Source organism: Novosphingobium olei (assembly GCF_037076535.1).
GTDB classification, from domain to species: Bacteria; Pseudomonadota; Alphaproteobacteria; order Sphingomonadales; family Sphingomonadaceae; genus Novosphingobium; species Novosphingobium olei.
Genome location: NZ_AP029021.1, coordinates 2,673,913 through 2,692,368, shown reverse-complemented (window position 1 = coordinate 2,692,368; position 18,456 = coordinate 2,673,913). Strand labels below are relative to the sequence as shown.

Here is an 18,456-nt window from a genome sequence, read left to right as displayed (position 1 = left end):
CGGGCCAATTCGGCTCTTGAACCGGCGGTGTGTCCAGCCTAGGCTGGGCGAAAGGGGTCGCATTGCTAAAACTTCCGTGAAAACCGGTCGCCAGGCGCAACAGCGTCGGCGGGCCCGTGATCGCGGTGGGAACGAGGGGCAATGCAGGGCATTTCCACGTTGTTGCGGCAGCTTAGCGCTGCCTGGCGGGACACGCCGCGGTCCGCTTTCGCGGCCGGCCTGCTGTGCCTTGCCATGGCTGTCGCTGCCCTTTGCGCCGCGCTGTTCGCACCCGCCCCGCTGAAGGCAGAGAGCACGGCCGCATCGCTGCGCGCGCACATGGGTGTCGCATCCTGTGCCGGGTCGACCTGCCACGGCCGCTCGGTGCCGAGCGGCACGCCCGTGCGTCAGGACGAGATCGCCCGCTGGCAGGAAGACAGTTCGCCCGCCGGCGCGCACAGCCGCGCCTGGCGCGTGGTCGAAGGTCCGCGCGGGCGCGAGATTGCCCGCCACCTCGGCCTCGATGCCGCGGGCGTGCAGCGCGAATGCGCCGGCTGCCACGCATCGCCCGCCGCTGCCACGGGGCGTGGGCGCCTGTCCGACGGGGTCGACTGCGAAGCCTGCCACGGCCCCGCGGGCGGCTGGCTCTCGACGCACTACGCCGTCGGGGCGAGCCATCGCCGCAACGTGGCGCAAGGGATGACCGATCTGGTCAATCCGGCAACGCGCGCCAGCGTCTGCCTCGATTGCCACCTTTCGGGCGACGGGCGGGGCCAGTTCATCGCGCACCGCATCATGGCCGCCGGCCACCCGCGCATCTCGTTCGAGCTCGACCTGTTCTCGACGCTGCAGATGCACCACGACGAAGATGCCGACTACGTCCAGCGCAAGGGTGGCCGCACCAATTCGATGCGGATGTGGGCCGTGGGCCAGGCCCAGGCCGTGACCCGTAGCCTCGAACTGTTCAGCCAGCCGGCCAAGGCCAGCAACGGGATCTTCCCCGAATTCACCTTCTACGATTGCCATTCGTGCCACCGCCGGATCATCGATGGCGAGGACGCGCACGTGACCGCCGTTCCCAACCCGGGCCGGCCGATCGCGCAGGGCATGCCGCCGTTCAACGACGAGAACATGATCATGCTGCTCGCCGCCGCGCGGGTCGTCGCGCCCGATCTGGCGGGCGAATTCGACGCGCGGGCCAAGGCCTTCCATCGCGCGATGGGCGTGGGCCGTGCCGAAACGGTCAGCGCCGCGCAGGCCCTGCGCCAGAGCGCGCAGGCCCTGTCGACCCGCATGGCCGGCGCCGAATTCGGCCGCGAGCGCACGTTCGCGATCATGGATGCCATCGCCAGCGACGCAATCTCGGACCGCTTCACCGACTACGAAGGCTCGGTCCAGTCGGTCATGGCGATCGACACCCTGCTCAACGGCATGGTCAACTCCGGCATGGTCAGCACCGGCGCGGCCTCTGGCCTCAGGGTGCAGATCAACCAGGCCTATGCCGCGGTGAAGGAGCCCAACAGCTACCGCCCGATCGCCTTCCGACAGGCGCTGGGCGGCGCCATCCGTTCGATCCGGAGCCTTCGCTGATGGGCCTTGCCGCGTTCCGCCAGCCCGTGACCGGGATCGTTGCGGCCCTGTCGCTTGCGCTTGCCGGCTGCGGCGGCGGGGATTCTTCCGGATCCGTCGCCCCCACGCCCACGCCCACGCCCACGTCCCCCCCGGGGAGCGCGCGGGTCTACCCGACACTTGCCTCCGAAGCGCTCACCGTTGGTGACGTGCAGAAGGTCATCGCGCAGGCGGTGGGCGAAGCGCAGGCGCTGAACTACCCCGCCGTGATCGCGGTGGTGGACCGGGTCGGCAACGTGCTCGCGGTCTATCGCATGAACGGCGCGCCGACGCGGATGATCTTCAGCAAGATCACCGGCGCCGGCACCGAGAACGCCACGCCGACCGGTTTCCAGGGTGTCAACGTCGAAGCCTCGATGGGCGCGATCGCCAAGGCCGTCACCGCGGCCTATCTCTCGTCGAGCGGCAACGCCTTTTCCACCCGCACCGCCAGCATGATCGTGCAGCAGCACTTTCCGCCCGCGCCCAACACGCCGGGGCTCGAAAGCGGACCGCTGTTCGGGGTGCAGTTCAGCCAGCTGCCCTGTTCCGACCTCAACACCCGCTATGCCGCCGGCAACGCAGGATCGGGCGCATTCATCGGGCCCAAACGCTCGCCCATCGGCCTTTCGGCGGACCCCGGCGGCTTGCCGCTCTACAAGAACGGCGTGGTGGTCGGCGGCATCGGGGTGATGGCCGACGGCGACTATGCCTTCGATCGCGACGTCAGCAACGTCGACGGCGATGTCGAGGAATACGAAGCGCTGGCCGGGATCCAAGGCTTTGCGCCCGACGATGCGATCCGCGCCGACAAGATCCCGGTCGATGGCACCACGCTGCGTTTCTCCGATGCCCGCGTCGAAGGGCTGCACACGCTCAAGAGCGACTATGCCGCGATCGCCGGTACGGCGGGCACGCTCGTCCCCGTAAACGGCTACTTCGATGGCAAGGCGATCCTGCCGGGCACGGCCTACGGCACCGAGGCAAGCGGATTCCGCTACGCCACCAGCAGCGAATTCTCGAACCCGGATGCCTTCGTGCTGACCGACGGATCTGGCAACAATCGCTACCCCATCCGGGGCGGGACCGATGCCGCCGACGTCGCCCAGCCGCTGACCGCCGCCGAAGTGCGCGCGGTGCTGGAAGAGGCGTTCAAGGTGATGAGCCGCGCCCGCGCCCAGATCCGCCGCCCGCTCGACAGCCGCGCCGAAGTCTCGCTCTCGGTGGTCGATACCTATGGCACCCCGCTCGGGGTGGTCCGCGGGCCAGATGCGCCGATCTTCGGCACCGACGTTTCGCTGCAGAAGGCGCGCACCGCGGCGTTCTTCTCGAACAAGGTCGCCGCCGCGCAATTGCAGGGCGATCTCGATGCGGGCGTGCCTGCCTTCGTCGATGCGGTGCGCACCTTCCTTGGCGATCCGCAGGCGCTGACCGGGACCAAGGCCTTTGCCGACCGTTCGGGCGGTAACCTGTCGCGGCCCTATTTCCCCGATGGCGAGGTGGGCCGGCCGAACGGTCCCCTGTCGCTGCCCATCGACCAGTGGAGCCCGTTCGCAACCGGCCTGCAGACGGCGCTGATCAAGGCCGACGTCGTGCAGCACGCGGTTTTCGTCGAAGGCTCGCTCAACGCGCGCGACGTCAAGCAGCAGTGTTCGAACGTGCCCGATGCGCCCAACGGCAAGAAGCGGCTGGCCAACGGCATCCAGATCTTCCCCGGCTCTGTGCCGATCTATCGCGGCACGCAACTCGTGGGCGCGATCGGCATTTCGGGCGACGGCATCGACCAGGACGACATGATCGCCTTCCTCGGCACCAACAACGGCGGGGTCAAGGTGGGCAGCATCGGCAACGCGCCCAAGGACATACGCGCCGATACGATCGTGGTGAACGTGGGCAATGGCGTGCGGCTGCGCTACGTCAATTGCCCGTTCGCGCCGTTCCTCGATACCAGCGACCAGAACGTCTGCGAGGGCCTGTGATCGCGGCTTCGCTCCTTCTCGCTCCGGCGCTGGTGCTGTCGGCACCGGTGGCGCAGGCCGATCCGGCGCCAGCCCCGGAAGGGGCGAGCGCTGCCCCCGGCAATGCCACCGCCGATGACGTGCTGCTCGACGGACGGCGCCGTCCGGGCTTCGAGAAGAAGCTTCCCGACAAGGTCGAACAGGACAATCCCGGCGCCGTCAACGCGCCCGAGCCCGAGGCCTTCTACGACAAGTACGACGGCGAAGGCCCGCTCGATTCCTTGAGCCTCGACGTCGCCGTGCCCGATCGCTGGCGCATCGTCTCCTCGCTCTGCCCCAAGAAGGACGCCAAGACCGGGGTCACCGATCGCGCGATCTTCACGCTCTACCCGAACCTTGCCGCCGCCTGCCATTCGCAGCTCGATCCGTTCCACCACAACCTGCTCAAGGGCGACCAGCCGCTGGCGCGCGGCAAGCGGCCGGGCTTCCTCAAGGGCGATGACTGGTTCCTCGTCCTCAACGGCATTTCCGACACGGTGGTCGAGCCGCGCAGCTTCCCGATCCCCGTCGGTAATCAGACGACCTCCAATCCGAACGAGATCGACACCTTCGGCCGTTCCAACAGCCTCGTGCTGTCGCAGACGTTCATCGTCGGCGCCTCGCTGCTCAAGGGCCTGACCGCGTTCAAGCCGCCGGTGGTCGAATATCGCATCGTGCTGGCCGGCAACATCAACCACGTCGAAGTGCCGGCGCGCCGCGTTCTGTTCGTCGAACCTTCCAAGGGCACCAAGCGCACCGACGGCTTCATCGGCGTTCAGGAAGCCTTCGTCGATTACCACATCGGTCGTTTCGACACGAAGCGCTTCGACTTCGTCAGCCTGCGCGCCGGCGTCCAGCCGTTCCAGTCCGATTTCCGTGGCTTCCTGTTTCAGGACAACCAGCTGGGCGTGCGCCTGTTCGGCAATCGCGACAACAATCGCTGGCAGTTCAACCTCGCCGCCTTCTGGCGGATCGAAAAGGACACCAATTCGGGTCTCAACGACTTCACCAAGCCGCTGCGGCGCAACTGGATCTTCACCGGCAACCTCTACCGCCAGGATTTCCCGGTGGTCGGCCTCACCAGCCAGGTTTCGGTGACGTACGACATGAACCGCGAAGATCGCTATTACAGCGACGAAAACGGCTTCCCCGTCCGTCCCGCGCTGCTCGGCGATCTGCGCCCGCGCCAGTACGATGTGGTCTACCTAGGCTACGCGCTGGATGGTCACGTTGGCCGCATCAACCTGACCGGCCAGGTCTATGGCGCGCTGGGAGAGGACAGGAACAACTTCCTCACCAGCCGCCCCGCCACGATCAAGGCGTTCATGGCCGCAGCCGAGATCAGCTACGACAAGGACTGGATGCGGTTCCGCGCTTCCGGCCTGTGGGCCAGCGGTGACAGCGATCCCTATGACAAGGTTGAAGGCGGGTTCGACGCCATCCTTGAAAATCCGCAGTTCGCCGGGGCCGATACGTCCTACTGGATCCGCCAGTCGATCCCGTTCGCCGGCGGTGGCCGCGCGATCTCGGTTAATGGCCGCAACGGCATCCTCAATTCGCTGCGCTCGGCCAAGGATGAAGGGCAATCGAACTTCACCAATCCCGGCACGGTGCTGGCCGGGGTCGGCGGAGATTTCGACCTGACGCCCAACTTGCGCGTCTCGGCCAACGCCAATCATCTCTGGTTCCAGAACACGAAGGTCATGCAGGTCCTGCGCAACGAAGGCTCGATCCCCAAGTCCATCGGCTGGGACCTTTCGGTCTCCTCGATCTGGCGGCCCAAGGCGGCGCAGAACGTCGTGTTCCGCCTGTCGGGCGCGATTCTTGCGGCGGGCGCGGGCTTCCGTGACCTGTTCGACCAGAGGAACCACGGGCGCCAGTTCTACTCGGTGCTCGCCAACGCGACGCTGGCTTTCTGATGGAGCGCGCGACGATGTCTTCCGCCCCGTTCCGCCGCCTTGCCGCCGCGCTCACGCTGCTGCTCGCCATGGCTCTCGCGCCCAGCGCGCTGTGGGCTTCCGGCGAAGAAGTCGCACAGAAGATCACCTATACCCGCGCGCCGCCCGCACCCCGCATCCAGCCGGGCGACACGGTCGAGGAACAGTGGGCCAACGTCGATCGCGCCAACGCGGGGTGCGTTTCGTGCCACACCGCGAGCGATCACAAGACCATGCACGCCAGCCCTGCGGTCGTGCTGTCCTGCGCCGATTGCCATGGCGGCAATACGAAGATCGTGGCGGACCGGTCCTGGAACCGCGGCTCGATCGACTATCTCGCGGCGATGAAGGACGCGCACGTCCTGCCGCGCTTCCCCGGCGGCTGGGGCTGGCCGAGTTCGGCGAACCCCAAGCGATCCTACGCGCTGCTTGCCAAGGAAGCGCCCGAATTCATCCGCTTCGTCAACCCGTCGGACTATCGCGTTGCGCGTGAAGCCTGCGGCGCCTGCCACATGCAGATGATCGAAGCGTCGGAACGCTCGCTGATGAGCACGGGCGCGATGCTGTGGGGCGGGGCGGCCTACAACAACGGCATCGTCCCGTTCAAAAACTACATCTTCGGTGAAAGCTTTACCCGCAAGGGCGAACCGGCGCTGCTCAAGTCTGCCTCCACCCGCATCGGGCCCGATGGCAAGCCGATGTGGGGCACGGTCACCCCGGCGGAGAAGGCGCGCGGCGCGCTGCCCGTGCTTTATCCGATGCCGCGCTGGAACTCGATCCCTCCCGGCGACGTGTTCCGCGTGTTCGAGGATGGCGGGCGCACGATCAACCCGCAGTTCCCCGAAATCGGCCTGCCCAATTCGACCGGCTCGATCCAGAAGCTCGATGAGCCGGGCCGTCCCGATCTCAAGCAGTCCAACCGTGGTCCCGCCACGGGCCTGCGCGTCGCGATCCCGGTGCTCAACATCCACAAGACGCGCCTCAACGACCCGTTCCTGTTCCAGATGGGCACCAACGACCAGCCGGGCGACTATCGCTCCTCGGGCTGCGCCGCGTGCCACGTGATCTACGCCAACGATCGCGAACCGCGCCATTCCTCGCTCTATGGCAAGTGCGGCCGCGACGGGCAGTCGATCACCGTCGATCCCACGATCAACACCTTGCGCGAAGGCGGACACCGCGTCGGTGCCTATGGCAGCTTCGATGCCGCGAAGGAGCATCATGAAGAGCGCGTGCGCGGCACCGTGCTCGGCGGCAGGGGCAAGTACCTTGGCGGCGATGCCACCGACCCCGAACAGAGCGCCGACATGGCGGGCGATTGTGCACGCGCCATTGCCTCGGCCGAACAGCTGACTTTCTCGCCCGCGCAAGGCGTCGCTCCACACGGCTCGATGGACGATCACCGCATGAGCCAGGCCGAGGCGCACGCCGTCGCCGGTCTCGATGCCCAAGGTCATGCAAAGGATGGGACCAATGGGGCAGGCGGCATGCATGGCCCCGCCGCCGGCGGCTATGTGCCGATGCAGGAGCGCGAGCGCGGCCACCCGCTGGTCCATGCCTTCACCCGCGCCATTCCCACGGCGCAGTGCATGAACTGCCACATGCACCAGCCGAACATCTTCCTGAACACCTACCTCGGCTACATCATGTGGGACTACGAATCCGATGCGCCCCGCATGTGGCCCGGCCCTGAAAACACTGCGCCGCGGCCCGAAGGGTTGACCGACGCGCAGTGGCAGAAGGCATTCAGGACGCAGTTTCACCCGAACATGGTCGAACAGCGCGAAGTGCTCGATCGCAATCCCGAAGCAGCCAGCACCCACGGTCTGTGGCGCGACGTCGAATTCCTGCGCAACGTCTATGACCTGAACGCCGGCAATAAGGACACCCAGTTCGCCGATTACCATGGCCACGGCTGGAATTTCCGCGCCATCCTCAAGCGCGACCGGCGCGGCAACCTGCTTGATGCCGATGGCGACATGGCGAGCTACGGCACCGACAAGGCGCACATCGTCAGCCCCGACGATCCCGAAAAGTGGCGGAAAGGCAGCGAGGGCAAGTTCGTCGATCCTTCGTACGACAACCCCGGCAAGTCGGTCCACATGATGGACATCCACGCGCAGGTCGGGATGCAGTGCGCCGATTGCCACTTCGCGCAGGACAGCCACGGCAACGGCATGATCTATGGCGAAGTCGCCAACGCGGTGGAGATCGGCTGCAAGGATTGCCACGGCACGCCCGATGCCTTCCCCACGCTGCTGACCTCGAACCTCGCCGCGCCCAAGGGCGGCACCAACCTTTCGCTGCTGCGCAATGCCGATGGCCAGCGCCGCTTCGAATGGACCGAGGAGAACGGGCGGCGCGTGCTGCTGCAGCGCTCGATCATCGATCCCAAGCTCACCTGGCGGGTCAGCCTGGTGAAGGAATCGGTCGATCCGCAATACCAGAACGTGGTCGAGCCCGACGGGCGCCCCGTGTTCAACCCCAAGGCGGCGCGCGCCAAGCTGATGGGCAAGTCGGCGGCGGAGGACGGGATGTACCGCTTCGGCCTCGGCATCCCCAAGGAAGCGCGCGCCCACCGCGACGACGACATGGCCTGCTTCACCTGCCACCTCAGCTGGACCACCAGCTGCGCCGGCTGCCACCTGCCGATCGAGGCCAACTGGAAGAGCGCGGTCCACAAGTACGAGGAAGACTACACCCGGAACTACGCGACCTATAACCCGCAGGTGGCGCGCGACGACATGTTCCAGCTCGGCAAGCACCAACGCAACAAGTCGTCGGGCAGCGATCCGGTGCAGTTCGATGCCGAAGGCAACCCGGTTTCGGGCAAGGCGATCACCGCACCGATCCGCTCCAGCTCGGCGCTGATCCTGTCGTCGACCAACATCAACCGCGAACGCATCTACGTACAGCAGCCGCCGATCTCGGCGATCGGCTATTCGTCACAGGCCTTCGCGCCGCACTTCCCGCACACCGTCCGCCGGCAGGAAACCAAGCAGTGCACCGACTGCCACCTGTCGGACCAGGACGACAACAACGCCATCATGGCGCAGCTGCTGCTGCTCGGCACCAACTATGTCAACTTCGTCGGGATGAACGCCTGGACCGGCCTGTCCGGCGGGTTCGAGGCGGTGCGCGTGACCGAGTGGGACGAACCGCAGGCGGTGATCGGTTCCTACCTGCACCGCTATGCCTATCCCGACTTCTACCGCCAGCATGTCGAGAAGAACGGCCGCGAGCTGAAGGACTGGACGCGCGGCGCCATCATGAATGGCAAGCTGTCGGGCGAAACCACCGGGCGCGAGGAATTCACCAACGTCACCAAGGGCACAGTCGATGCCGTGCGCTGCCTGCAGATGCGCGGCGAATACATGTACGTTGCCGAAGGGACAGGCGGTTTCCGCGCCTATGACATCGCCTCGGTCGCCAACAAGGGCTTCTCCGAAAGGATCACCACCGCGCCGTTCTCCCCGCTGGGGCACGATACCCATGTGAAGACCAGCAACGCCACCTGCATGGCGCTGCCGACCAACCAGTCGATTGCGCCCACCCGCAACACGGTCGAGCTGCGCACGGTCAACCAGGAACAGCCGTTCAGCCCGATCTACCACTACGCCTTCGTCACCGATGCGGTGGAAGGGCTGATCGCGGTGAATGTGGACACGCTGGCCGACGGCGAATTCCGCAACAACTTCTTCGACCGCGCGCTCACCTTCAATCCGGGCGGCGTGCTGACGGGGGCGCGCCATATCACGCTGGCGGGCGATTACGCCTACATCGTCACCGACAAGGCGCTGGTGACCGTGCACCTGCCGGCTGCATGGTCGCCCGACCGCCCATGCGAGGTTTCGGGCAAGACCACCTGCCTCAACCCCAGCATCACCTCGGTCGTGCCGCTCAAGGATCCGCGCGCCACGGCGGTGCAGTTCCGCTACCTGTGGGTGACGACGGCCAACGGGCTCGAGTTGATGGACGTGACCAACCTGGCCGAGCCGAAGCCGGTGCCGCAGGCGACCGTGCCGCTGGCCGATGCGCGCCGCGTCTATGTGGCGCGCACCTACGCCTATGTCGCGGCGAAGGCGCAGGGTCTGGTCATCGTCGATGTCACCGCGCCGACCAGGCCCGCCATCTACCAGCAGTTCACCGCCGACGGGCAGCTGAACGATGCCGAGGACGTGATCGTCGGCTCGACCAACGCCTCGCTCTTCGCCTACGTGGCGGACGGGCGGAACGGGATGAAGGTGGTGCAGCTGACCAGCCCGGCGAGCCAACCCAACTTCTATGGCTTCGCGCCCGAGCCCAAGCCCGAGCTGATCGCCTGGGCCCGCACGCCAAGTCCGGCGCTGGCAATGTCGAAGGGGCTCGACCGCGATCGCGGGGTGGACGAGACCGGCGGCCAGATCGCGGTGTTCGGCCGCCTCGGATCGCGGCCGTTCAATCGCAAGGAAATGGAGGAGCTGTTCCTCAACAGCCGGGGCGAGCCGTTCAAGGTGTCGAACAGCGTCGACATGAAGCTCTGGGTGGGGGCGAAGACCGCACCGCAACTGATGGCCAAGGCGCGGATCGACTGAGCAGGGCGCGTCTGCCCCGGCGGTGCGGGGCTGCGCCGTGCAGGGGTGGGTCCGCGACGGGCGAGGGCACATTCGCCCTCGCCAAGGCCCTCACTCCTTGGTGTTGAGCAGCAGCAGCTCCACCTCGACTTCCAGCACCGGCTCGGGCAGCAGGACCTGCTCGTTGCGGACAACGCTTGCGTCGGCCACCAGCACGCCCGGCAAGGTGAATTCATGCTCGGGCAGTTCCGCGATGAAGGTTTCGCCGTCGTCGCAGGCTTCCCATCCCTCGAAGCGCAGCACCACGCTGTGGCGAGAGCCGGAGAAGGTCACGCTGGCCCAGGGCGTCTCGCCATGGCTGGCGATGCAGGCGCGCTCTCCAGCAAGACGACGGACTGCGGTGACCAGGCGCTCGCCCATCGTCGGGCGGACTCGCGGCGCCTTGGGCTCGACGTTTTCGAGCAGGTTCAGATCAAGCAGCATGGACAGTCCCCACGTATTCGTTCATGAAATGTTCCACGCGTTCCACCATCGCGGGACGCGGATCACGGCCATTGCGCAGATCGCCGATCAGGCGCGGATCATGCGCGGCAAGGCGGCCGAACTTGGTGACGGGCATCCCGGTCACCGCGATGAACTTCTCGATCTTCTGCAGGAGCATCGGCGAATTCCTTTTCCTCACTGAGACTCGGCGTTGTATAAATCCTATGTTGACGGTGAAATCCAACTCTTCTAGGAAAAGTCCTTCGAAATCGGAGTGAGGAAATGGCAAGGTTTGGCGAAAGTCCTGATCTGGCTGCGGAAAATTCCATCGACGGGCCGCGGGGCCGCCTGCTCGAGCTGGCCAATGCCCGCAGCGTCAGCCTCTCTGCGCTTTCCGCGCTGATCGGTCGCAACACCACGTACCTGCAGCAGTTCGTGCGCAAGGGATCGCCGCGGAAGCTGGAGGAGAACGACCGGCGCACGCTTGCCGAATTCTTCGGCGTGGATGAAAGCGAGCTCGGCGCCCCGGCGCGCGGCGGTGTCGTGGTGGTCGATCTGCCCGGCGTTGCCCCGCTCCAGCCGGCACGTCAGGTGGCCAGGACTGCGGAGCGCACGGTTCCGGCAGCGCTGGCCGAATGGGCCGACATTCCGCGCCTGCCGCTGGGCGCCTCGGCCGGGCCCGGCGCGATGGCGGGCGAAGAAATTCCCTCGGGCCGCCTGCGCTTCAACAACCGCTGGCTCAAGGGGCAGGGGCTCGAACCCGCCAATCTCTCGGTGATCGAGGTCGAGGGCGATTCGATGGAGCCGACCTTGCGCGATGGCGACGAGATCCTCGTTGATCGCAGCCCGCGCCCGATGCGCGCCGGGGTTCACGTGATCCGCCTCGACGATGTGCTGCTCGTCAAGCGGCTGGAGACAGGGCCTGCCGGCACGATCCGCGTGATCAGCGACAACCCCGCCTACCCGCGCATGGAACGCCCCGTGGCCGAGGTGGAGATCGTTGGCCGCGTCGTGTGGAAGGGCGGGCGGCTCTAAGGCTTGCGTGCGAGAGGCGGAGCCGCCATCTTCCGCCCATGACCGAAGCGACCCAGACACCCGCCGCCGAACCGCCGATGAAGGTGGCGATCATTCCCGTCACCCCGCTGCAGCAGAACTGCACGCTGGTGTGGTGCACCAAGACGATGCGCGGGGCCTTCATCGATGCCGGTGGCGATCTTGCCCGCCTGCGCATGGCGATCGAAAAGACCGGCGTCACCATCGAAAAGCTGCTCGTCACCCACGGCCACATCGATCACTGCGGATCGACCGGGATCTTCGCCCGCGAATTGGGCGTGCCGATCGAAGGACCGGAAGAGGCGGACCGCTACTGGATTGCGAAGCTCGGCGAAGATGGCGCCAAGTATGGCATCGATGGCGAAGCGTTCGAACCCGACCGCTGGCTGCACGATGGCGATACCGTCACCATCGGCGATCTGGTGCTCGATGTGATCCATTGCCCCGGCCACACGCCGGGCCACGTGGTGTTCCATCACGGCCCGTCGAATTTCGCCATCGTGGGCGACGTGATCTTCCAGGGCTCGATCGGGCGGACCGACTTCCCGCTCGGCAATCACCAGCAACTGATCGATTCGATCACGCAGAAGCTCTGGCCGCTCGGCAGCGAAGTGCGCTTCGTGCCGGGGCATGGCCCCACCAGCACGTTCGGCCAGGAGCGCAAGATGAATGCCTTCGTCAGCGACTACATGCTGAGCTGAAGGCGGAAGGCTTGCGAGGGCACCCGGACGGGCGCCCCCGCTTGCACCTTACATGTCCAGGGCGATGGTGATGGCCCAGACGGCAAGGCCGATCTGCGTCAGCATGGTGATCAGCGTACCGACCGTGCGGCCAAAGCCCAGCGGTCCGCCGTCCATCCCCACGCCGTGCGCCACGCGCCCCAGGGCGTAGACTGCTGCCACGCCCATCAGCCACGGGTTGCCGGCGCGCGCAGCCTCGATCACCCCGATCAGTACCAATACTATGGGCGTGTTCTCAATGAAGTTCGCCTGCGCGCGCATCCGCCGCACCAGGTCCTCGTCGCCGCCGTCGCCGACGGAAATCTTCTTGGCGGTGCGGATCATGCCGATGCGCACCGACAGCCAGATGTTGATGAAGGCCGCGGCAGCCGCCGAAGCCAGGGTAATGGGCAGGAACATGCCTCTCGTACTCCCCCTGTTGTTTTCGTCCCGGTGCCGACGCTAGCGCGGCTGTGCTTGCAAAGCATCCCAAAATCCGTATAGGCGCGCCTTCGCCCGCGATTGGCGAATCCCCGTTTCCCGTCTCGTGCCGCGTGTCGCGCAGGGGTTGTGCGACGGGAACGATTTCCCTATCGCGCCCGTGACACAACGATACTTTGATCAGGAACAGGTGCCGAGATGGCCGTCCCCAAGCGAAAGACTTCCCCCAGCCGTCGCGGCATGCGTCGCAGCCATGATGCGCTGAAGGTCGAAGCCTTCCACGAATGCTCGAACTGCGGTGAACTGAAGCGCCCGCACAACCTGTGCACGGCCTGCGGTCACTACAACGGTCGCGAAGTCCTCGCCGTCGGCGTCTAAGCTGACCGGTTTCCGGGGGGATCGCTAGAAAATGAGCCTGCCGCGTATCGCTGTCGATGCGATGGGCGGCGATGAAGGCGTGCGCGTGATGATCGAAGGCGCGGCGCTTGCCCGTCGCCGCCACGATCGTTTCAAGTTCCTGCTCGTCGGGGACGAAACGCGCATCGCCCAGGCGCTCGAGAATCACCCCAATCTCAAGGCCGCGTCGGAAATTCTCCACGCGCCCGACGTCGTGTCGGGTGACGAGAAGCCGACGCAGGCCCTGCGCCGTGCCAAGACCACGTCGATGGGTCTTGCCATCGACGCGGTGAAGCGCGGGCAGGCCGGAGTCGCGGTCAGCGCCGGCAACACCGGCGCACTGATGGCCATGGCCAAGCTTGCGCTGCGCACGATGCCCGGCATCGATCGCCCCGCGCTCGCCGCCCTGCTGCCAACGCTCGGCGAACACGATCTCGTCATGCTCGATCTCGGTGCCAATACCGAGTGCGACACGCGCAACCTGATCCAGTTCGCGATCATGGGCGCGGCCTATGCGCGGATCGTCCATGGACTCGATGCGCCCAGCGTGCGCCTGCTCAACATCGGCAGCGAAGAGACCAAGGGCACCGACAACCTGCGCGATGCCGCCTCGGCGCTCAAGGCCGCGGCTGAACAGCTCGCCTTCTCGTTCGACGGCTTCATCGAAGCGGACAAGATCTCGCGCGGCAACGTCGATGTCGTGGTCACCGATGGCTTTTCCGGCAACATCGCGCTGAAGGCGATGGAAGGCGCGGCTCGCTTCGTGGCCGACCTGCTGCGCCGCAGCTTCTCCTCGTCGCTGCGCTCGAAGTTCGGCTTCCTCATCTCGAAGCCCGCGACCGAGCTGCTCAAGCACCATCTCGATCCGAACAATCACAACGGCGCGGTCTTCCTCGGCCTGAACGGGCTCGTGGTCAAAAGCCACGGCGGTGCGTCCGCGCTGGGCGTTGCCCACGCCGTTGCCGTCGCCGCGCGCCTGCTTGAGGAAAACCTCACCGAACGGATCGCGGCCGACCTGACGCGCGTCGGGGCCGAAGCCTTCCGGTCCTCGGGCCGCAACACCAAGGCGCAGCCGCAAGCCGCCGGCGCCGAACAAGAGGTTTCCGGGGAAGGGGCATGAGCGTGCGTTCGGTTATCCTGGGCAGCGGTTCCGCGCTGCCGGCGCGTCTCGTGACCAACGCCGAAATGGCGCAGATGGTCGATACCACCGACGAATGGATCGTCGAGCGGACCGGCATTCGCCAGCGCTACATCGCGGGCGAGGGCGAAACCACCGCCTCGCTCGCCACCGAAGCGGCGCGCCGCGCGCTCGACGCTGCAGGCGTCGAAGCGAGGTCTATCGACCTGATCGTGCTTGCCACGGCCACGCCCGACCAGACCTTTCCCGCCACCGCCACCATCGTGCAGGACCGGCTAGGCTGCAACGGCGGCATCGCCTTCGACGTGGCCGCGGTCTGCTCGGGCTTCCTCTACGCGCTCGCCACCGCCGATTCGCTGCTGCGCACCGGCATGGCCAGGCGCGCGCTGGTGATCGGCGCGGAAACCTTCAGCCGCATCCTCGATTGGGAAGACCGCACCACCTGCGTGCTCTTCGGCGATGGCGCGGGCGCACTGGTGCTCGAAGCGCAGGAGGTCGACGAGAACGACCCCAACGCACCGGGCATCATCGCCAGCCGGCTCCACGCCGATGGCGCGCACAACGAACTGCTATTCGTCGATGGCGGGCCTTCGACCACCGGCACCGTCGGCAAGCTGCGCATGAAGGGCCGCGAAGTCTTCCGCCACGCGGTGACCAATCTCGCCAACGTGCTGTCCGAAGTGCTTGGAGCGTCCGGCCACGCCCCGTCCGATATCGACTGGGTCGTGCCGCATCAGGCCAATTTCCGCATTCTCGATGCCACCGCGCGCAAGCTGTCGCTGCCGATCGAGAAGGTCATCGTCACCGTCGACAGGCACGCCAACACCAGCGCGGCTTCGGTCCCGCTCGCGTTCGACACCGCCGTGCGCGATGGGCGCATCGGCAAGGGGGACCTGGTGATGTTCGAAGCGATGGGCGGCGGCTTCACCTGGGGCGCCAGCCTCGCCCGCTTCTGACCGGCGGAAGTTTCAATTGTCACCTTGTTCAACAAGGTTTCATTACGGTACGCATTTCCTTTTATCACAGGGCATTGGATTGCGCTGGCGAGAATTCGCGTTATGATCACGGCCCGGATTGTTCTGTCATCTGGGGGGATGAGCTAGAATGCGTTCTGTAGGTACCTTGACCCGCGCCGATCTCGCGGAAAGCATCAATCGCCGCGTCGGTCTGTCGCGTGCGGACTCGCTCGAAATGGTCGAAGCGATCCTTGGCCACATGTGCGGTGCGCTGGGCGAGGGCGAGAATGTGAAGATCTCCGGCTTCGGCACCTTCCTCCTGCGCGACAAGGCAGAGCGCGTCGGCCGCAATCCCAAGACCGGGATCGAAGTGCCGATCACGCCGCGCCGCGTGCTCACCTTCCGCGCCAGCCAGATGCTCAAGGATCGCATCTGCACCGGGTCCTGACCGGAAACTAGATGACCGCAAAGCCACCCGCAGCTTCCTCGGCTCCCGTATTCGACGATGGCAAGGCGCCCGATGCGCTGCGCACCATCGGCGAAGTGGCCAAGGCGCTCGGGCTCAAGCAGCACGTCCTGCGCTATTGGGAAGAACAGTTCCCGATGCTGCGCCCGCTGACGCGGGCCGGTGGCCGGCGCTATTACCGGCCCGAGGACGTGGCGCTGGTGCAGCAGATCAACCAGTTGCTCCACGGCGAAGGCTACACGATCAAGGGCGCGCGCCAGACCCTGCTGTCGGCAGGCAAGCCGGCGGCCGCGCGGGTCGAACCCGCCGCGCCGCCGCACCCGGCCCCATCGCAAGCGGCCGCGCCACAACCCACCCTACCGCTCGACGGTGGTGAGGACGAGGTGGTCGAGGCGCTGCGCGTCCTTGCCGGGCACCTCTCCGCCATCCGCGAACGGCTCGCCCTCGCCATCGCCGACTAGGCGGCGTTGATCTCCGCCAGCCGCAGCGCATGTCGGCGCACGTCTGGCGGCCACGCCGCGATGCTGGCTGCGAACGCGGTCGCGTCGCCGGCAAACAGCGCGCGCGAGGCCGTCTCGAAATCGGGCAGATCACCCGCCAGCGCGGAGATGAAGCGATAGGCCCGCTCGCGCGCCGCGCGCTCGTCTGTGCGTCCGGCATCGCGCTTGCGCGCCTGGTCCACCAGCCGCCGCAGGGCTTGCGAAGCGCCGCCCGGCTGGCTGGCGAGCCAGTCCCAGTGCCGCGGCAGCAGCGTCACCTCGCGCGCCACCACGCCGAGCTTGGGCCGACCCCGGCCGCGCGGCGCATCGCTCTCCCCATCCGCCACCGCTGCAGCATCGGTACTGGCGACAAGCCGCAGCAGCGCCGGATGCTCGCCCAGCCGCCGCACCACGTCGGCGGTCGATCCGCGCAGGTTGAGGTCGATCTGCCCGCCGGACAGGTCGTCGAAGATCAGCACCGGCGGCGCATCGACTGGCATCACCAGATCGCGCAGCGCCAGCGCCACGTCGACCACGCTGCCTTGGGCGACGAGCGAGAACCCGGCAAAGGCCGAGCAGGGGATTGACAGCACATCGTTCATGTCGGCATAAATATACCCGGATTAAATAATGTCAATTAACCCGTATGAAAATGGAGCCACGATGGAGCGTCCCGATCGCAAGGCGGCCGTTGCCACCTATCGCCAGCGCAAGGTGGAGGCGGGGATCTATGTCATCCGCTGCAGCGCGTCGGATGGCGTGTGGACCGGCGCTGCGCCGGACGTGACCACCATCCGCAACCGCGTCTGGTTCACGCTGCGCCAAGGCGCCAATCCGCACCGCACCCTGCAGGAGGCGTGGCGCCAGCATGGCGAAGACGCCTTCTCGCTGGAGATCGTCGAGAGCTTCGATTGCGACGACGAGACCCCTGCCAGCCGCAATCGCAAGCTGCGCGACGGCGTCAGCGCCTGGGCCGAACGGCTGGGGGCGGCCAAAGCATAGGGCGCCGCCGCCCCGGAAAGGACAACAGTCCGTGACATCGCGTGCGATAGGGCGTAGGGCTGCCGATGTCGGTGCCGCCACGCAGGCTCAGCTCGAAAGAACGGGCATTGCTCGCCACCAGGCATATTCTGGCAGACTGCTATCCCATCGCGCGGATCGGCAAGCGCCTTCCTTCGGAGACGACCCCGTTTTATGGCAGGTTACAAGGAACCCGGGCTCGAAGCCCGGCGCGCAGCAGCAGCCTCTGCGCGCGAAGCGGCTCTCGCAAAGCTCAAGGCACGGGCGCCGCTCGATCCCATAGCGCAGGCCGAACGCATCGCTGCGGCCGAAGCGCGCGAGAAGGCGCAGGCCGAAAAGCGCGCCTTGCTCAAGGCGAAGAAGGCGCAGGAACTGGCCGACAAGGCCGAGCGCGCCGCCAAGGCGGAAAGCGCCGCCAAGGTGGCGCCTGCACTGACCGAAGCGGAGCGCAAGGCAGCCCGGGACGCCAAGTATGCGGCCCGCAAGGCGCGCAAGAAGTAACGCTTGCCCGATCCTGCCCCCGCCAGCGGCATGTCCGCGCTCAATGCCGGCGAACATCTTGTCGACACGGCCTTCGTGCCCGACGGGAGCAGGCTCCGCCTTGTCCAGAGCGGCACCGATTTCGCGATCCTGCTCGACGACAACGAACTGATGAGCACGGACTTTTCGGCTTCGGAAGGCGTGCTGGCGAGCGCGGTCTGCGCAGAATTGGCTGACCGCGCGCCCGTCCACATGCTGATCGGCGGGTATGGCATGGGCTTCACGCTGCGCGCCGCGCTGCGTGCGCTCGGCCCCGATGCCGAAGTGACGGTTGCCGAAATCGTGCCCAAGATCGTCGAATGGGCGAAAGGTCCGATGGCGGCGATCACCTTCGGCTGCCTCGACGATCCGCGCGTGCAGCTGGTTCAGGAAGACGTCGCCCTGCTGATCGAATCCGCGCGGCAGGGCTATGATTGCATCCTGCTCGATGTCGACAACGGACCCGAAGGGCTGACCCGCCGCGCGAACGACTGGCTCTATTCCGCCGCAGGCCTCGCCGCCGCGCGCTCTGCGCTGAAGGATGGCGGCATACTCGGCATCTGGTCCGCCACGCACGATGACCGGTTTGCCGGAACGCTCGCCCGCAGCGGTTTTTCGGTCACCGTGATCGAGACAGGCCGCGGCGCGGATTCGTGCCCCGCCAAGCCAGGCGAACAGCACGTCATCATCATGGCGACCCGGCGCGACTGAC

The 18,456-nt window shown here is 66.6% G+C and carries 18 protein-coding genes; 14 read left to right on the top strand and 4 right to left on the bottom strand.

Annotation, left to right across the window (positions count from 1 at the left end):
• Nucleotides 1-141: 141 nt before the first annotated feature.
• The 4 genes from AACH40_RS12655 to AACH40_RS12640 are packed head-to-tail and all read left to right on the top strand — an operon-like array spanning nucleotide 142 to nucleotide 10,095.
• On the top strand, nucleotides 142-1,569 hold the full coding sequence (locus tag AACH40_RS12655; protein ID WP_338642710.1) for a multiheme c-type cytochrome: 1,428 nt from the start codon (nucleotides 142-144) through the stop codon (nucleotides 1,567-1,569).
• On the top strand, nucleotides 1,569-3,566 hold the full coding sequence (locus AACH40_RS12650; RefSeq protein ID WP_338642709.1) for a heme-binding protein: 1,998 nt from the start codon (nucleotides 1,569-1,571) through the stop codon (nucleotides 3,564-3,566). Before AACH40_RS12655 ends, AACH40_RS12650 begins: the two co-directional genes overlap by 1 nt.
• On the top strand, nucleotides 3,563-5,503 hold the full coding sequence (locus AACH40_RS12645; protein ID WP_338642708.1) for a hypothetical protein: 1,941 nt from the start codon (nucleotides 3,563-3,565) through the stop codon (nucleotides 5,501-5,503). The genes AACH40_RS12650 and AACH40_RS12645 overlap by 4 nt, the downstream gene beginning before the upstream one ends.
• Nucleotides 5,504-5,517: 14 nt before the next feature.
• A complete protein-coding gene (locus tag AACH40_RS12640; protein WP_338642707.1) occupies nucleotides 5,518-10,095 on the top strand; it encodes a multiheme c-type cytochrome in 4,578 nt (1,525 codons plus the stop codon).
• A gap of 90 nt (nucleotides 10,096-10,185) precedes the next feature.
• On the opposite strand, the gene AACH40_RS12635 is transcribed toward AACH40_RS12640, so the two are convergent.
• Nucleotides 10,186-10,557 carry a hypothetical protein gene (locus AACH40_RS12635; RefSeq protein ID WP_338642706.1) on the bottom strand — a complete coding sequence of 124 codons (372 nt, stop codon included), beginning with the start codon at nucleotides 10,555-10,557 and terminating at the stop codon, nucleotides 10,186-10,188.
• Entirely contained in the window at nucleotides 10,547-10,735 is a 189-nt protein-coding gene (locus AACH40_RS12630) for a hypothetical protein (RefSeq protein WP_169491950.1), read from the bottom strand. Before AACH40_RS12630 ends, AACH40_RS12635 begins: the two co-directional genes overlap by 11 nt.
• Before the next feature lie 104 nt (nucleotides 10,736-10,839).
• On the opposite strand from AACH40_RS12630, the gene AACH40_RS12625 reads away from it, so the two are divergent.
• Nucleotides 10,840-11,592: a S24 family peptidase gene (locus AACH40_RS12625; protein ID WP_338642705.1), complete on the top strand. Its 753-nt coding sequence runs from the start codon at nucleotides 10,840-10,842 to the stop codon at nucleotides 11,590-11,592.
• Between the two features lie 38 nt (nucleotides 11,593-11,630).
• The gene (locus AACH40_RS12620) at nucleotides 11,631-12,311 is read left to right on the top strand and encodes an MBL fold metallo-hydrolase (RefSeq protein WP_338642704.1); all 681 of its coding nucleotides are present in this window, start codon (nucleotides 11,631-11,633) and stop codon (nucleotides 12,309-12,311) included.
• 48 nt (nucleotides 12,312-12,359) lie between these two features.
• Here the strand turns inward: AACH40_RS12620 and AACH40_RS12615 are convergent, their stop codons facing one another.
• Entirely contained in the window at nucleotides 12,360-12,749 is a 390-nt protein-coding gene (locus AACH40_RS12615; RefSeq protein WP_169491952.1) for an MAPEG family protein, read from the bottom strand.
• 219 nt (nucleotides 12,750-12,968) lie between these two features.
• Between AACH40_RS12615 and rpmF the strand changes: the two genes are divergently transcribed.
• The 5 genes from rpmF to AACH40_RS12590 all read left to right on the top strand — a co-directional run bounded on the left by rpmF (nucleotide 12,969) and on the right by AACH40_RS12590 (nucleotide 16,187).
• The gene (gene rpmF, locus AACH40_RS12610) at nucleotides 12,969-13,148 is read left to right on the top strand and encodes a 50S ribosomal protein L32 (RefSeq protein ID WP_169491953.1); all 180 of its coding nucleotides are present in this window, start codon (nucleotides 12,969-12,971) and stop codon (nucleotides 13,146-13,148) included.
• 31 nt (nucleotides 13,149-13,179) lie between these two features.
• Nucleotides 13,180-14,286: a phosphate acyltransferase PlsX gene (gene plsX / locus AACH40_RS12605; protein WP_338642703.1), complete on the top strand. Its 1,107-nt coding sequence runs from the start codon at nucleotides 13,180-13,182 to the stop codon at nucleotides 14,284-14,286.
• Nucleotides 14,283-15,260 (top strand): beta-ketoacyl-ACP synthase III, encoded by a 978-nt coding sequence (locus AACH40_RS12600; protein ID WP_338642702.1) that lies wholly within the window; start codon nucleotides 14,283-14,285, stop codon nucleotides 15,258-15,260. The genes plsX and AACH40_RS12600 overlap by 4 nt, the downstream gene beginning before the upstream one ends.
• Nucleotides 15,261-15,408: 148 nt before the next feature.
• Nucleotides 15,409-15,708, top strand: coding sequence for an integration host factor subunit alpha (locus tag AACH40_RS12595; protein WP_169491956.1), 300 nt, complete (start codon nucleotides 15,409-15,411; stop codon nucleotides 15,706-15,708).
• Nucleotides 15,709-15,719: 11 nt separating this feature from the next.
• A complete protein-coding gene (locus tag AACH40_RS12590; protein WP_338642701.1) occupies nucleotides 15,720-16,187 on the top strand; it encodes a MerR family transcriptional regulator in 468 nt (155 codons plus the stop codon).
• Here the strand turns inward: AACH40_RS12590 and AACH40_RS12585 are convergent.
• Nucleotides 16,184-16,807, bottom strand: coding sequence for a DUF2239 family protein (locus AACH40_RS12585; RefSeq protein WP_338642700.1), 624 nt, complete (start codon nucleotides 16,805-16,807; stop codon nucleotides 16,184-16,186). The genes AACH40_RS12590 and AACH40_RS12585 overlap by 4 nt on opposite strands.
• A gap of 61 nt (nucleotides 16,808-16,868) precedes the next feature.
• Here AACH40_RS12585 and AACH40_RS12580 point away from each other — a divergent pair, with 61 nt between their 5' ends.
• The 3 genes from AACH40_RS12580 to AACH40_RS12570 all read left to right on the top strand — a co-directional run bounded on the left by AACH40_RS12580 (nucleotide 16,869) and on the right by AACH40_RS12570 (nucleotide 18,455).
• Nucleotides 16,869-17,207: a GIY-YIG nuclease family protein gene (locus AACH40_RS12580; RefSeq protein WP_338642699.1), complete on the top strand. Its 339-nt coding sequence runs from the start codon at nucleotides 16,869-16,871 to the stop codon at nucleotides 17,205-17,207.
• Between the two features lie 192 nt (nucleotides 17,208-17,399).
• Complete coding sequence (locus AACH40_RS12575; protein ID WP_338642698.1) at nucleotides 17,400-17,726, top strand: DUF6481 family protein; 327 nt, start codon at nucleotides 17,400-17,402, stop codon at nucleotides 17,724-17,726.
• A 30-nt stretch (nucleotides 17,727-17,756) separates the two neighbouring features.
• Nucleotides 17,757-18,455, top strand: a complete 699-nt coding sequence (locus AACH40_RS12570; RefSeq protein WP_338646078.1) for a spermidine synthase — start codon at nucleotides 17,757-17,759, stop codon at nucleotides 18,453-18,455.
• Nucleotide 18,456 lies beyond the last annotated feature (1 nt).